Below are 13,638 nucleotides of genomic sequence, written 5' to 3' on the forward strand. Positions count from 1 at the left end.
TCCGCCGTGCGTGGCAGGGGTGCCGGCGCTTCGAACGCGACCTGTCGGCCTGGCCGGCGAACCACCGTGAGGTGCGGCTCGGCGCGTTGGCGACAGCTGATCACAGTCGCCGCCGGACCCGTCCGAACGGTCAGTCGCCGCTGTCGTACCCCAGCCGCACGTCGTGCGTCACCTCACCGCCGGACACCGTCACCTGCCCGGTGACCGCCGGATAGCCGCGCGCAACGATCGTGTACCGGCCGACCGGAAGATCCGGCACCACATACCGGCCGTGTTCGTCGGTGCGGGTGGTCGCGGTCAGTTCGCCGGTGTCGTCAAGGACGGTGATCTGGGCGTCGGCGACGGTGTGGCCGTCCGCGGTTTCGGCCGTGCCGACCAGCACCGCCATCGGTGTCAGCTCGATGTCGTGGCGCAGCACACCGGTGTCGGGCACCGCGAGGGTGCCGGCGTCGGGGCGCATATGGTCGGCCACCGCCACCAGCGTGTACGAGCCCGCGACGACCCCCTCGCACACATAGGTGCCGTCCGCGCCGGTCACCGCGGCGGCCACGACCTCGCCCCGCTGATCGGTCAACGTCACCGTCGCGCCTGCGAGCAGATCGCCGCTACCGGCCGAACGCACCACACCGGACAGCCGTCCCGAGCCCAGCAGCGTCAGATCCAACCGCTGCGGCTGCGGCCCGACCGCCACGTTGACCGCGGTCGGCTGATGTCCGTTCGCCGAGGCGATCAGCACATAGCTACCGGCGTCCGCGGCCGGGAAGACGAACTCGCCGTTGGCGTCACCGGTGACGCGTGCGGCTTGGCGGCCCTTCGGATCGATCAGGGTGAGCGCCGCCTCGGGTACCGGACGTCCGTCCTCGCGATGGACCCGTCCGCTGATCGCGACGTCCTCGCCGTAGCCGCTGCCGGCATCGAATGCGGCCGTCACCGTGCCCTCGCGCGCACCGTGACCGTTGGCCTCGGCATGCCTGAGCGCGGCGGCGGCCAGCACCGGCTCCGGCTCCGACAGCGCCTGTGCGGCGCCCTCCCACACCTGATCCTCATCCCAGGACGAGGCGGTGGTATCGGCTGCCTCGGCATCCGGCGCGGTCGCGGGCACCGGCGCGTCCTGCAGCGGGATCTCCTTCATGAACATCAGCACCACACACGCCAGCAACGCGACCGCGGCCGCCGCGTAGAACACGCCCTGCATGGAGTCGGTGAAACCGGTCAGGATCGGCACCCGGACCTCCGGCGGCAGCGTGGCGATGACACTGGTATTGCTCTGCAGGTCACCGAGGGCGGCGGCGTCGAAGCCGGGCGGCAGCGTTCCGCCGAAGGCGTCGGTGATCTTGCGCGGCAGCAGGTTGAACAGGATGGTCAGGAAGATCGCGACGCCGAGGGTGCCGCCCATCTGCCGGAAGAACGTCGCCGATGCCGTCGACACCCCCATATCCGAGCGCGGGCCCGCGTTCTGCGCGGCGATGATCAACGTCTGCATGCAGGCACCGAGCCCGAGCCCGATGACGCCGCCATAGACCAGTGGCTGCCACAGTGCGCTGTCGTAGTGCACCTGCGCGTATAGCACCGCGCCCACCGCGATGATGAAGGTGCCCGCCACCGGCAGGATCTTGTAGCGGCCGGTGCGCTTGGTGATCTGGCCCGCCACCCCGGAACCGATCATGATGCCGAGCACCAGCGGCAGCATCAGCAGGCCCGCCTTGGTGGGTGAATACCCGCGCACCACCTGGAAGTACTGCGGCACCATGGTGATCGCGCCGAACATCGCGACACCGACGATGAATCCGCCCGCGATGGTGACACTGAACGTCGAATTCTTGAACAACCGCAGCGGAATCAGGGCGGCGTCCTTCATCAGGAATTCGATCAGCACGAACAGCAGCAAACCGGCGGCGCCGATGCCGTAGCAGGTCAGCGCCTTATGCGAATCCCAGCCCCAATGCCTGCCCTGTTCGGCCACGATCAGCAACGGCACCACGCAGACCGCCAGGGCGATCGCGCCGAGCCAGTCGATGCGATGGTTCTGCCGTTGATGCGGAACGTTGAGCACCTTCGCGACCACGATCATCGCCAGCACCCCGACCGGCACGTTCACCAGGAACACCCAGCGCCAGCCCTCGATGCCGCCGAGGAGGTCGTAATCGGAGAAGAAGCCGCCGAGCACCGGGCCGAGCACGGTCGCGCCACCGAAGACGATCATGAAATAGCCCTGGTAGCGCACGCGTTCGCGGGCCGGGACGATATCGCCGATGATGGTGAACGCCAGCGACATCAGGCCACCGGCGCCAAGGCCCTGGAAGGCGCGGAACGCGGCGAGCTGATACATCGAGGTGGCGAAGGTGCAGGCCACCGAACCGAGGACGAACAGCCCGATCGCCAGGAGGTAGAACGGTTTGCGGCCGTAGATGTCGGCGAGTTTGCCGTACAGCGGTGTGGTGATGGTCGCGGTGATCAGATAGGCGGTGGTGGCCCACGCCTGTTCGTCGAAACCGTGCAAGCTGTTGGCGATCTTGACGATCGCGACGCTCACGATGTTCTGGTCCAGCGCGGCCAGGAACATGCCGAGCAACAGGCCGGAGAGAATCGTCAGCATCTGCCGATGCGACAGAGTGGTGCTCTCGCCGGTCTCCGGGGGCCCCGCGTCCGCCCGGGTGGTCGATGTGGTCATGTGAGCCCTGATTCTGATCTGGTAGCCGTGGCTGGGGAGCGCGCGCTGCGGCGCGGCCGTGGACCGGATCGGCGGCGCGTGATCAGGCTGTGCGCCCCAGCAGAATTGTTTAGCAACAGCAACTAGTTGCGTCGGCCAACTATACAATCGCCGGGTGTGTCGGCCGTCACCGGGTGCGACCGTCCCCGCGCGCGCCGTCGATGGGAATCAATGGTTTCGCCGACAACGGTGCATCGACTATGAATGTGGGGTGCCACAGCCACGTGTGATCGTCTGCCCGCCTTCCGATCTGTGCCGCCGGGAGTCGATGTGACCATCGAGCACCCCATCGAGCAGCCCGTCGAGGACGAGGTCTCCCAGCTGGCGCAGCGGGTCGAGAAGGCCCGCGGCCGGCTGGCGTATCAGTTCGATCCGGCGCTCACCGATGCCCTGTCGGAAGAAGAACTGCGCGCCGAACGCGAACTCGCCGAGCGCATTCGGGTCCAGGACCGGGCGCAACGCTGGAAACAGGCCCAGGCCGCGGCCGCCGCCGCCGACCGTGCCAGGCAGACCACCGAAGAAATCGAGAAGGCCGACATTCGAGATCTCTTGCTCGCCCGTAAGGCAATCGCCAACCAGCAGCGCGAATCCAGCCCGCACGCCAAACTGGCCTCGCTCTACCGACACCGCTCGTGGTCATTGCGCGCGCTGGCCGGTGTGGTGGCGGCGGGCATGTTGTGGTCGGCGGTCAATGTGCAGCACAACATCGCCCCCGGCGGGCCCGGCGACCCGCTGTACTGGTTCAGCTATCTGATCGAGGCGATGATCAGTGTCTGCCTCATCATCATCATGATCGGCACCAACAAGGTGGCGGAATGGGGTGTGGTCGACAACCGGCAGAAGGTCGCCGCCGCCGAAATCGCGCTGCTGGCGTTGACGGTCAGCCTCAACACCTACCCGTATGTGCGTGATGCGCAGTGGTACGAGGCGGCCGTGCACGCCGTGGCGCCGGTGATGATCGGCGTCGCGCTGCTCATCCACGACGCCGTCAGCGCCCGGTACGGGCTGGCCATCGCGCGGGCGACCGAGCAGGTCAAGGAATTGCCCGATCCGGCCGAGCAGATCCGCAGCCGGCTGCCGGACATCAACAGCTTCCGGTTGAGCGCGCCCGATTACGCGTTGCAGCAGCCGGTGTCGATGGAGCCCGAACCCGCAGTGCGGGAGGAGGTTCCGGCCGAGGCGGTCGAGCCGGAGGGCGAGGGTGCTGAGGCCGAGACCGAGGTGCTCGAACGAGAGTCGGCGCCGCAGCCCGCGGCAGAGCCCGCACCGAAGGCCGCCTTCCGTAGCTCGGGCAAGCCGGCGACGCCGAAGATCCCGGTGTCGTTCGACGACGATGTGTTCCTCGGTTCCACCGAGAAGACGGTGGCGCGTGCGGCGTCCAATGGTGTTGCCGCCGAGGGTAAGGCGTCCGATGGTGCGCGGAAGACCGAGCAGCTCCCGGTGAAGAGCGTGGCGAGCGAGCCGGTGAACGGCGCCGCCACGACGACCGCGAAGGCGGGGGCGCCGTCGAACGGTGCCGCCCAGTCGGTCTCGAAGCCCGTCGCCGCGAAGGCTGCGGAACCGCGCTCGACGTCGACGGCCTTCCGCTCGGCCGCGGCGCCGAAGCCGGCCGAGCCGACGGTGAGCATCGACCGCCCCGAGCCGGCTCCGGCGTTCAGCGCCCTCGCCGCCACCGACAGCCCGAAGGTCGGTGCGCTGCGCGGTCGCAAGTCCAAGAGCAAGGCGTCCGAGGCCGAACCGGCGCTGCACGAGGTCGTCCAGGCCACCAGCATCTACGACACCGGCCAGTTCCGCATCGCCGAAGAACTCGAGCGCGAACTCGCCGAGATGCAGGCCGCACGTCGCCGCGCCAGGACCAGCAAGCAGCGCTGACCGGGTGCTACCGCGTCACGGCCGCAGGGCGAGCTTGCCGATGGTGGTGCGCTCGGCCAGGGCAGTGAGGACGGCCGGACCGTCGGCGAGATCGTGGACGGTCGGCGTCCCCGGTGGGTAGACGCCTGCCGCGCGCAGTGCCGCGAGTTCGCGCATGAGCTCGCCGAAGACCTCGGGCGCCTGCTCGATGAGCACGCGGATATGCAGGCCGATCAGGTGGATCTGGTGACGGAAGTTCAGGTCCCGCCTGCGGACCGCCGTCGTAGGTGCCGAGTGTCTGCATGACATCGGCGAAGTCGACTCCCGCCGCATCCACCCGGATCAGCACCTCGCCCTCGGCGGGTACCGGAACCGGGGCGTCGGTGCGCAGACGTAGATGCTGTGGTCCTGTCAGCGCAGCTGTTCGAGAGCGCGCATGGTGGTGGTCAGGTTGCGCCCTGTCCGAACCTGAATCACCGCCCCGCTGACCCCCTCACCACAGCCCGCAGGAGTCATCATGTCGACGATCGTGTTCGCCCGGATCGCCGCCGTACCCGTCAGTGCCTGGCTCATCGTCCAGCTGACCGTCGATGCCGGCTACCGCGCAGGCAACATCTTCGCCGCACCTGATGTCGCCTTCTCCACGGTGCTGCTGATCGCGGCGTTCCTGCCCACCCGCAGCGCGGTGCCCGTCCTGACCGCCGGATTCTTCTTCGGCTCCGGCGTCATCACCGTTGCGGCCCTCGACCGATTCCATCGCGAGCAGGCCGGTGCCGGGGTGCTCGACCTCGTCATCGCCGCGGTCTATCTGACCTGCGCTGTGCTGTTGTCGGCTCGCGCTCTGCGGCGAATGGAGCCCGCGGCCGGTTAGGGGACGGGTCTGCGGACCAGGATTTCCAGCCGGACGAAGGTCTGGTCGTAGGTGCCGTCCGGGGCGCGTAACTCGTCGACGGCGTCGGCGAGTTGGTCGGCCAGGCGAGCGTGTGCGGTGGCGGGCGCCTGGCGGGTCAGTGATATCGCCGCGGTGGTGCGCAGCATGGCGGCCAGTTCGTCGCGGGTGAACGGGCGATGCTGCGGGACCGCCCGCACGCCATCGGCGGGGACGTCGAACCCGGCGTCGGCGAGCATTCGAGCGACGGGCGCGGGTTCCGGGAACGGCTCGGGTGGGCGCAGGTCGTTGGCACGGGCGACGCGCTCGAGCAGGTGGATCACTCCCGGTACGTTCCCGGCGGCGGCGGATTCGGAGTGATACCAGCCATCGGGGCGCAGCACCTGGTGCACGGCGGCGAAGACCTGCGGGTACGCCGAGATCGGCAGCCAGTGCAGCATGGCGCGGCTCACCACGAGATCGACCGTCCCCGGGGGGATCAGGCGATCGAAGTTCGTGGCCGAGGAGGTGACGAATTCCAGATTGGCGCCGGCTCGCCGCCGCGCGGTGGCGAGCATGGACGGATCGTGATCGACTCCGATGACCAGCCCGTCGGGGACCAGCGCACTGATCTTCGCGGTGAATTCGCCGGTGCCGCACCCGAGATCGACCACCGTATCCCAGGCCCGGGGCGAACGACGGGCCAGGAACCAGTCGTCGAGCGCGCGATGATGCTCGGCGGCGGCCGAGTACTCCGCGCCGCGCCAGCCCTCGCCTGCCAGGCCTCCGAGGCTCACGTCTCCGATGCTAATCCTGCGATCGGCCCATCGAACCGAGCTGTGGGCGGGATCGAGGATCCGTCCGGATCGAGGTCCGGTCGGCTGCCATCGAGGGCAGCCGACCGAACCCCGTTCAGTGGTGCACCGCCGGGGTCGACAACGTGAACGCCGCGGTGCGGACGGTGTCGCCGTGCTTGAAGTCCAGGAACAGGCGGTAGGTGCCGGGGCCGGGGACCGCAGTGTGGAACGAGACGTCCGGTCCGGGAGCGGTGATGCCGTCGCCCGGCTCACCATTCGGATGGACGTGGACGTAGGCGAGATCGCCGGCCCGAATGATCACGAGGTGACCGAACGCCGCGAGATAGGGCTGCAAATCGGTGACCGGAACGCCGTCCTTGCGCACGGTGAGCGTGAGCAGGCTGCCCGCGCCGGTGGTGAGATCACCCGTCAGCTCGACCTCGTAGCCGTCCACCTCGAACGTGCGTACCGATTCCGGAACCGGTTGCGGCGCATAGGCACCCGCGACCGCCAGGTCCGCACCGAGCGTGATGGTCTTGCCCAGCGCCAGCGGCGAAATATCGGTGAACACCCGATACGCACCGGCCGCCGGCAGATTCAGGCGCACCGACCAGGTGCCGTCGGCCGCGCGCTCGGGATGGACATGCCAGAACCCGGTCAGCTCGCGCGGCACCACGATCAGATGCAGCTCCTTGTCATGGATCGGCGAGTACTCGGTGACCGGCCGCCCGTCCGGGCCGATGATCCGGAAGCGGAAATCGACGTCGCCCGGCCGCAGGATCGTGTCGGCCAGTTGAAGGGTGTAGCCGTCCTGGGTGATCAGGAGGCCGCCGGGGAATTCGGCGGCGCCGTGAGCGGCGTGATCAGCGTGTCCGGCGTGACCACCATGGGACGCAGTAGCGCCGTGACCTGCGTGACCACCGGTTGTCGCGGGACCTGTGGCGGTGTGCGCTGCGTGCGTGCCGTGGGCGGTGTGGTCACCGTGAGGCGCAGTAGCGCCATGAGCTGCGTGATCGCTGGAGGCTGCAGCACCGGTGGTGGTGTGCGCTTGGTGCGTGCCGTGACCGGCGTGGGCTCCGTGGTTGCCGTGTGTCGCGGGCGCCGTGGCTCCGGTGTGGTGGCCCTGGTGGTTGGCGTGGGGAGTGGTGCTCATGGTCGTCGTCCTTACCCTCGTGGTCTGCGCTGGCTTGTTCGTTGCCATGAACGTATACCCACAGGGGGTATCTGGCAACTGGCGGACGGGTTATCCCGATCACAGCGCTGCGGTCGCGAAGAAATCCGCGAGAAATTCCGGTGCGATGTCGATTCCCGTGCCCGTGGCTCCGACGTTCCGGGTGAGGATGGACCAGATCGGGTCCGTCATCGCAGCAAGGCAAGGAGCGCATCCATGAAGTACGTGATCCTGATTCATTCGAATCCGCAGCCGTGGGGGCATCCCACCGGAGATTTCCTGCCCGAGGTGCAGGCCTTGCCCGCCGCAGAGCGCGAGCGGATCAACACCGATTTCGAGCGGCTGCTCAGCGAGATGCAGGACAACGGCGAACTGGTCGGCGGCGAGGCGCTCGGCGCCCCGGAATCCGCCCGGCTCTACCGCTGGGACGACGGGAAACCGCTACCCACCGACGGGCCGTACTCGGAGTCGAAGGAGCATCTGGCCGGCTTCTTCCTGATCGACGTCGACAGTCGCGAGCGTGCCGAACAGCTCGCCGCGCAGTTCGCGGGCCCGGGTGAAACGGTCGAACTGCGTCCCACCATGTGGCCGGGCGGCGACGACCAATGAGCGCGGAGGCGGTGGGGCAGGTGTGGCGTCGGGAGGCGCCGCACGTCCTCACCGCCCTGCTGCGTCGGCACGGCGATCTCGGTGATTGCGAGGACGCCGCGCAGGAGGCGGCCGAGGCCGCTGCCGTGCAGTGGACGCGAGACGGCCTGCCGGACAATCCGCGTGGCTGGCTGATCCGTGTCGCCTCGCGCCGGCTGATCGATCGGCAGCGCGCCGACCGCACCCGTGCCGACCGCGAGGTGGCGGTGGCGCGAGCGCGCCCGGCCGACGACGACCTTGCTCCGCCATCGGACGCCGATCCGTCGGCCGCGAGCGAGGACACCCTGCGGCTTTTCCTGCTCTGCTGCCACCCGAGTCTGAGCCGCCCCTCGCAGGTCGCGCTGACCCTGCATGCCGTGGCCGGCCTGGCCACCGCCGAAATCGCGGCCGCCTATCTGGTGCCGGAACGCACCATGGCGCAGCGACTCTCCCGTGCCCGAGCGGTATTACGCGGCGCGGGAGCCACTTTCGATCTGCCCGGGGTGGGCGAGCTGCCTGCCCGGATCGCGGCCGTTCTCGACGTCTGCCACCTGATGTTCACCGAGGGACACACCCGTACCGGCGGGACCGCGTTGCTGGATCCGGGCTTGGCGCGCGAAGCCATTCGCCTCACCCGCCAACTGCACGCTCTGGTGCCCGATCACGATGAAGTGGCCGGGGCTCTGGCGCTCATGCTCCTCACCCATGCCCGCGCCGGCACCCGCAGCGATCACGGCGAGCTCGTCCCGCTCGCCGAACAAGACCGCACCCGGTGGGATCGCGCGCTGATCGCCGAGGGGGTGCGGATACTCGAAACCGTCCTGCCGCGCGGCCACGTCGGCCGCTACCAACTCCAGGCCGCCATCGCCGCCGTCCACGCCGAGGCGCCCACCTGGGAATCCACCGACTGGCCGCAGATCTGCGTTCTCTACGCGATGCTGTCCCGGATCGCCCCCAGCCCTGTCGTCACCCTCAACCGGGCCGTCGCCCTCGCCATGGCCGCCGGCCCTGACCAGGGGCTCGCCCTGATCGGCCCCCTGCTGGAGGACCCGGCCATGCGCCGCCACCACCGCACCCACGCCGTCCGCGCCCACCTACTCGAAATGACGGGCGAGCACGCGGCGGCCCTGGCGAGCTACGCCGAAGCCGCCCGCCTGACCACGAGCCTGCCGGAACAGCGCTACCTCAACGAGCGGATGCGGCGCCTGCGGGAGGAATCGGCCGGAGCGGCCGGCTGAGTGCACCGAACGTGGCGCTCTGCGCGCTAGCCGGGGAACCCGGGTGCCGCATGCGATCTCGACCGAGGACGCGCGGTGCGGACCCGGCTGATCTAATGGCGGGATCGGAAGGAGCCGGAAGTGCGGGAGTCGACGGGGGATGAGCGCCCGGGTGCGCCGTCGCGGGCGATCAGCGGGTGGACGACCGCGCTGGTGTGTGTCGCGATCGTGGCCGGCGGGGTGATGGCCGGCGGGTTGTTGCATGAACCGGAGCATGAGCTGACGACGGCGCCGCCGACCACGACGAGCGCTTCGCGGCAGCCGGATCGTGAACCGACCTATGTGACTCCGCCGGTCACGTATCCGACGCAGATTCCGGGCTGCCCGGTGGTGGACCCGCCCGGCGAGGGCGGGGCGTTCGGCTGGGTCTCGACGGGTGAGTCCGAGTACGACAACCCGGCGTATCCGTGGTTCTCCGGGCCCAAGGCGGTGGCGATGTCGGAGGCGTTGCGTGCGGCGCTGCCGGACGGAGTCGCCATCGACTTCGCGCCCGCCGATCGGTCACTGTTCTTCCAGCCCATCGTCGAGGCGCCCGAACCGGCGGAACTCGGCGGCTTCACCTCCGCTGACGGCACTGTGCGGCGGGGTGATCGAGCGGGATGGATGTCGGTGACGGTATGGCAGTCGAACGGTCCGGTCCGGCCATGTGTCGCAGGCGAACTCGATGAACGCCGTCACCTTCCGGACGGCACGACCGTCGATACCCAGGACACGTGGACGGAGACCGACGGTGTGCGCACGCTCTCACGCAGCGCCACCGCCTATCTGCCGGACGGCAGTGTGATCGGCGCGTACGCGACCAACGCGGCGGGCGATTCCGGTCCCTCCGGAGAAGTGCCGCTGACGATCGATGAACTCGTCGCCCTCGTCACCGCCCCCGGGCTCGCTGTGACCGCCCCGGTGCCGCCCGGAACCCCGGGTCCGCCCGAAGCCTGTCACACCGGTTTCGACGAGACACCGGCCATCGCCGAACCTACCGCTCGCCGCCTGAACGCGGTGCTGGCCGGCATCCGGCTCGACGGCGTGACGTTGGATCGTCCGCTGGGTGACCTGCGGCCGGGCGGATGGGACGACGGCGGGCTCTGCCAGACCGTCCATGCCGACGCGGGTGGGCAGCAGTCTCGGCTCAGTATCACGATCACCACCGGGCACACCGTGCCGGCGGAGACCGAGCCGTCGTCCTCGCTCGGTGATCGAGTCGCCACCCGCCGGACACTGGCCGATGGATCGGTCGTGGAAAACGAGGAATCCACGGTAGGCGTGGCGTCACAGTCGGGTGTGCCGGGAACCGAACGGACCCGCAGTGTGACGGTGACCCACCCCTCCGGTACCAGGATCGAAGTGTCCTCGCGCGCCGACGATCCCGGGCAACCATTGCCGGCGGCCCAGCTCGAAACCATCGCTCTGACTCCCGGCCTGGAGGCGTCGTAATGGCGTGGGCCCCTGGCGTTCGCAATCTCGTCCTCGCCGCCGTCGCCGCAGTCGTCACCAGCGCCGGCGCGGCGGCGGTACTGATGTCTCCGGACGACACGACCCGCAAGATCACCGGAACCAATGCCGCGGCACCGGGCCTTGGCTGGTCGATCGAGGCCGCCGCGATCTACGGCGCGTCCGCCGCCGAGTTCCGCGATCCGGTCGGCGGCACCGAATTCGACTATGCCGGTCCGGGTTTCGTCGACGGCGGTGACACGCTGGTGACGGTGATCGGTGTCGCCGACCACGACGCGATGACATTGGGTGATCCGAAACTCTACGGTTTCGACGCCGCGACCGGTGCGAAGAAGTGGGAGGCCCCCGCGGCCGGTCTCGGCGGTTGCGCCGGCGAACCGGTCGCCGGCATGCTCGTCTGCCATACCGGTTTCTCCGCACAGGATTCCGCGCTCATCGGGTTCGACATCGCCGACGGAACGGTGATCCGCACGCCGCTGGACTGGTCCGTCTTCGCGCTGGCCGCCACCGGAGATCGCCTCTATGTCGCGGAGGGCGACGTCGAATCCGATGATGTGCGGGTGCATTCGGGCAGCATCGCCGACCCCGACGCCCACTGGTCCCGGCCGTTCGCCATGGGCACTTCCTGGGAAGACCTGCCGTGGGATGCGCTCGATGTCACGCACGGCCAGGGCGTGTTCACCCTCGGCGCCGAGGCGGCCGGCTTCGACCTGCGCACCGGCGAAACCAGCTGGACCGCGCGGCTCGACGGATGTTCGCACACCACGCCGGTGACCGACGCCCTCGTTGTGCGCACCGACACCACGTGCGATGAGCACGCGGTCAGCACCACCGACCTACTCGACCGCACCGGCCGCACCCTCGTCAGCACCGACCGCCCAGGCGTGCAGGCGGTGACCTTCGACCGCCCCGCCGACACGACGCCGATCCTGCTGGGCGACGCCGCCTACGACCGCCGCGACGGAAGCCTCCGCTGGACCAGCCCCGACCTGCTCTACACCACACCCGACGGCAGCGCCGTCGACACCACCGCGATCGCCGTTCTGGGTGATATCGCCCTGCTGCACGACCCCGTCGCCGCGACCATGTCCGGCCTTGACCTGCGCACCGGAAAACTCCTGTGGCGCACCCCGTACGACCGCCACGGCACCATCCACGACTCGGACAACGGCCCGGCGGTGTTCACCGACTCGAACGGCATCTACGCCGTCGACCCGGCCACCGGCGACATCGTCTGGGAAACACCGTTTCGCGCCATCGACGCCGACCTCGACGCGCTCGCCGGCGACGGCGAACTCACCGCGACGGGCGACGGCCGCTATGTCTTCGCGTCGGCGCGCACCATGATCGGCCTACGGCCCCTCGACTAGCGGCCGGCGGCCCAGGGCATTGGGGTCTTCCGCGGGCCGCTGGCCATCCTTAGCCTTCGACGTGGTCGGGAATCCGGCACGACTTGGAGGTCATCTTGAAACGAACGTTCGCCGCGGTAGCCGTCACCGCCGCACTCCTGCCGGCGGCCCAGCTCGCCACCTCGGCGCCCGCCGCCGCGGCACCGCGCCAGGCGTTCGTCGACGGCCCGATGCTCGGCTCCGCCGATGTCGGCTGCGGTGCGCACGGATGCACGAGCCCGCTGGTGAAATTCCTGCTGATCGACCTGCCCGTGCTGCTCGGCTCCGGTTCGGCCGGTTCCTAGCGGACCGATCCCCGGGATCGGGGTGTGGCGGCCGAATAGCGACTACTCGGCCAGTGCGGTGCGGAACAACTCCCACGACCGGTGTAGGTCCTGTTCCCAGTACCCCCACGAATGCGTTCCGGTGTCGCGGAAATCGAAGGTGGCGGGAATGGCGAGTTCCTGGAAGCGGTCGCGCAGGCGTTGGGTGCAGACGTTGGTGACTTGTTCCAGCGGTGCGCCGAACACGAGCTGGTAGGCGAGGGAGAGCGGGTCGCCCGCGGCGGGCAGATTGTCGAGCGGGCCGGGTAGGCCGGTGCCGGTGGCGACATAGATGGCGGTGTCGCGCAGGTCGGCGGCGTGCAGGTAGGGGTCTTTGGCGGCCCAGACCTCGCGGCTGGCGCCCCACATGTTCGCCGGATTTCCGCCATTGCTGGCGACCACCGCGGTGATCAGGGCGCGGCCACTCAGATCGCTGGTCTGCACGCACCCGCTGTAGGACCCGATGGCCTGGTACAGGTCAGGAGCTGCGAGAGCCAGCTGGAAGACCGCGGTGCCCGCCATGGAAATTCCGGCGATGGCGTTCTTACCGGTCCCGTGGAAGGCGCTGTCGATGATCGGCGGCAATTCCTCGGTGAGGAATGTGGTCCAGCGTTGTTTGCCCAGCACCGGGTCGTCGGCGCGCCAGTCGGTGAAATAGCTACCGCGCCCGCCCATCGGGACCACGAGGGTCACCTGTTCGGTGGCGAAGAAATCGGCGATATCGGTGGCGTTGGTCCAGTTCCGGTCGGCGCCACCGTCGGCGCCGTTGAGCAGATACAGCACCGGCGCCGGTTCGGAATCGCGAGGCGCCGGACGCACTTTCACGGTGATGTCGGCGTTCATCGCGGTCGAATGCACACGCACATCGAGGAATTCGCCGTCGCCGCGGCTCATCGCGACGATGCGGGACCCATCGGGTGCCTGCTGGGTCGCGGACGGAGTCGGTATCTCGGGCGCGCCCGAGGCAATCGCCGATTCGCCGGCCGTGCACAGCGCGGCGACCACCGTCAAGGGCATCAGCACGCTCATCGCCCGCCACCGGATGCGGCTGGAACCGATGCTCACCGGACACCTCCGAATAGGCCTGTCGCTGGCACCGACGGTAGGGGAGCGTGAGCCGGATGAACGGCGATCGAGGATTTGTTGGGAACCTCGCCAGAACAGCGAGAATCCGGCT

The 13,638-nt window shown here is 69.2% G+C and carries 12 protein-coding genes; 7 read left to right on the plus strand and 5 right to left on the minus strand.

Annotated elements, in window-relative coordinates:
- Window positions 1-130: 130 nt before the first annotated feature.
- Window positions 131-2,671 carry an MFS transporter gene (locus RJ05_RS12700; protein WP_036537207.1) on the minus strand — a complete coding sequence of 847 codons (2,541 nt, stop codon included), beginning with the start codon at window positions 2,669-2,671 and terminating at the stop codon, window positions 131-133.
- Between the two features lie 309 nt (window positions 2,672-2,980).
- Here RJ05_RS12700 and RJ05_RS12705 point away from each other — a divergent pair, with 309 nt between their 5' ends.
- Window positions 2,981-4,582, plus strand: coding sequence for a hypothetical protein (locus RJ05_RS12705; RefSeq protein ID WP_036537209.1), 1,602 nt, complete (start codon window positions 2,981-2,983; stop codon window positions 4,580-4,582).
- 15 nt (window positions 4,583-4,597) lie between these two features.
- Here RJ05_RS12705 and RJ05_RS29915 read toward each other — a convergent pair whose 3' ends face one another.
- Window positions 4,598-4,870: a hypothetical protein gene (locus RJ05_RS29915; protein ID WP_199780095.1), complete on the minus strand. Its 273-nt coding sequence runs from the start codon at window positions 4,868-4,870 to the stop codon at window positions 4,598-4,600.
- Between the two features lie 208 nt (window positions 4,871-5,078).
- On the opposite strand from RJ05_RS29915, the gene RJ05_RS12715 reads away from it, so the two are divergent.
- Complete coding sequence (locus RJ05_RS12715; protein WP_036537213.1) at window positions 5,079-5,432, plus strand: hypothetical protein; 354 nt, start codon at window positions 5,079-5,081, stop codon at window positions 5,430-5,432.
- On the opposite strand, the gene RJ05_RS29360 is transcribed toward RJ05_RS12715, so the two are convergent.
- Window positions 5,429-6,226 (minus strand): class I SAM-dependent methyltransferase, encoded by a 798-nt coding sequence (locus RJ05_RS29360; RefSeq protein ID WP_051016508.1) that lies wholly within the window; start codon window positions 6,224-6,226, stop codon window positions 5,429-5,431. The two genes, RJ05_RS12715 and RJ05_RS29360, sit on opposite strands and share 4 nt — an antisense overlap.
- Before the next feature lie 115 nt (window positions 6,227-6,341).
- Complete coding sequence (locus RJ05_RS12725; protein ID WP_036537214.1) at window positions 6,342-7,379, minus strand: DUF8832 domain-containing protein; 1,038 nt, start codon at window positions 7,377-7,379, stop codon at window positions 6,342-6,344.
- A 234-nt stretch (window positions 7,380-7,613) separates the two neighbouring features.
- On the opposite strand from RJ05_RS12725, the gene RJ05_RS12730 reads away from it, so the two are divergent.
- The 5 genes from RJ05_RS12730 (at window position 7,614) to RJ05_RS12750 (ending at window position 12,443) form a co-directional block, all read left to right on the plus strand.
- On the plus strand, window positions 7,614-8,006 hold the full coding sequence (locus RJ05_RS12730; protein ID WP_036537216.1) for a YciI family protein: 393 nt from the start codon (window positions 7,614-7,616) through the stop codon (window positions 8,004-8,006).
- Entirely contained in the window at window positions 8,003-9,262 is a 1,260-nt protein-coding gene (locus RJ05_RS12735) for an RNA polymerase sigma factor (RefSeq protein WP_036537217.1), read from the plus strand. Before RJ05_RS12730 ends, RJ05_RS12735 begins: the two co-directional genes overlap by 4 nt.
- A gap of 120 nt (window positions 9,263-9,382) precedes the next feature.
- Window positions 9,383-10,732, plus strand: a complete 1,350-nt coding sequence (locus RJ05_RS12740) for a hypothetical protein (protein WP_051016509.1) — start codon at window positions 9,383-9,385, stop codon at window positions 10,730-10,732.
- Window positions 10,732-12,120, plus strand: a complete 1,389-nt coding sequence (locus RJ05_RS12745) for an outer membrane protein assembly factor BamB family protein (RefSeq protein WP_036537218.1) — start codon at window positions 10,732-10,734, stop codon at window positions 12,118-12,120. Before RJ05_RS12740 ends, RJ05_RS12745 begins: the two co-directional genes overlap by 1 nt.
- Window positions 12,121-12,215: 95 nt before the next feature.
- Complete coding sequence (locus RJ05_RS12750; protein WP_138445565.1) at window positions 12,216-12,443, plus strand: hypothetical protein; 228 nt, start codon at window positions 12,216-12,218, stop codon at window positions 12,441-12,443.
- A gap of 42 nt (window positions 12,444-12,485) precedes the next feature.
- On the opposite strand, the gene RJ05_RS12755 is transcribed toward RJ05_RS12750, so the two are convergent.
- Window positions 12,486-13,526, minus strand: coding sequence for an alpha/beta hydrolase (locus RJ05_RS12755; protein ID WP_036537220.1), 1,041 nt, complete (start codon window positions 13,524-13,526; stop codon window positions 12,486-12,488).
- Window positions 13,527-13,638: the final 112 nt, after the last annotated feature.

Source organism: Nocardia cyriacigeorgica NBRC 100375 (assembly GCF_000308555.1).
GTDB lineage: Bacteria > Actinomycetota > Actinomycetes > Mycobacteriales > Mycobacteriaceae > Nocardia > Nocardia cyriacigeorgica.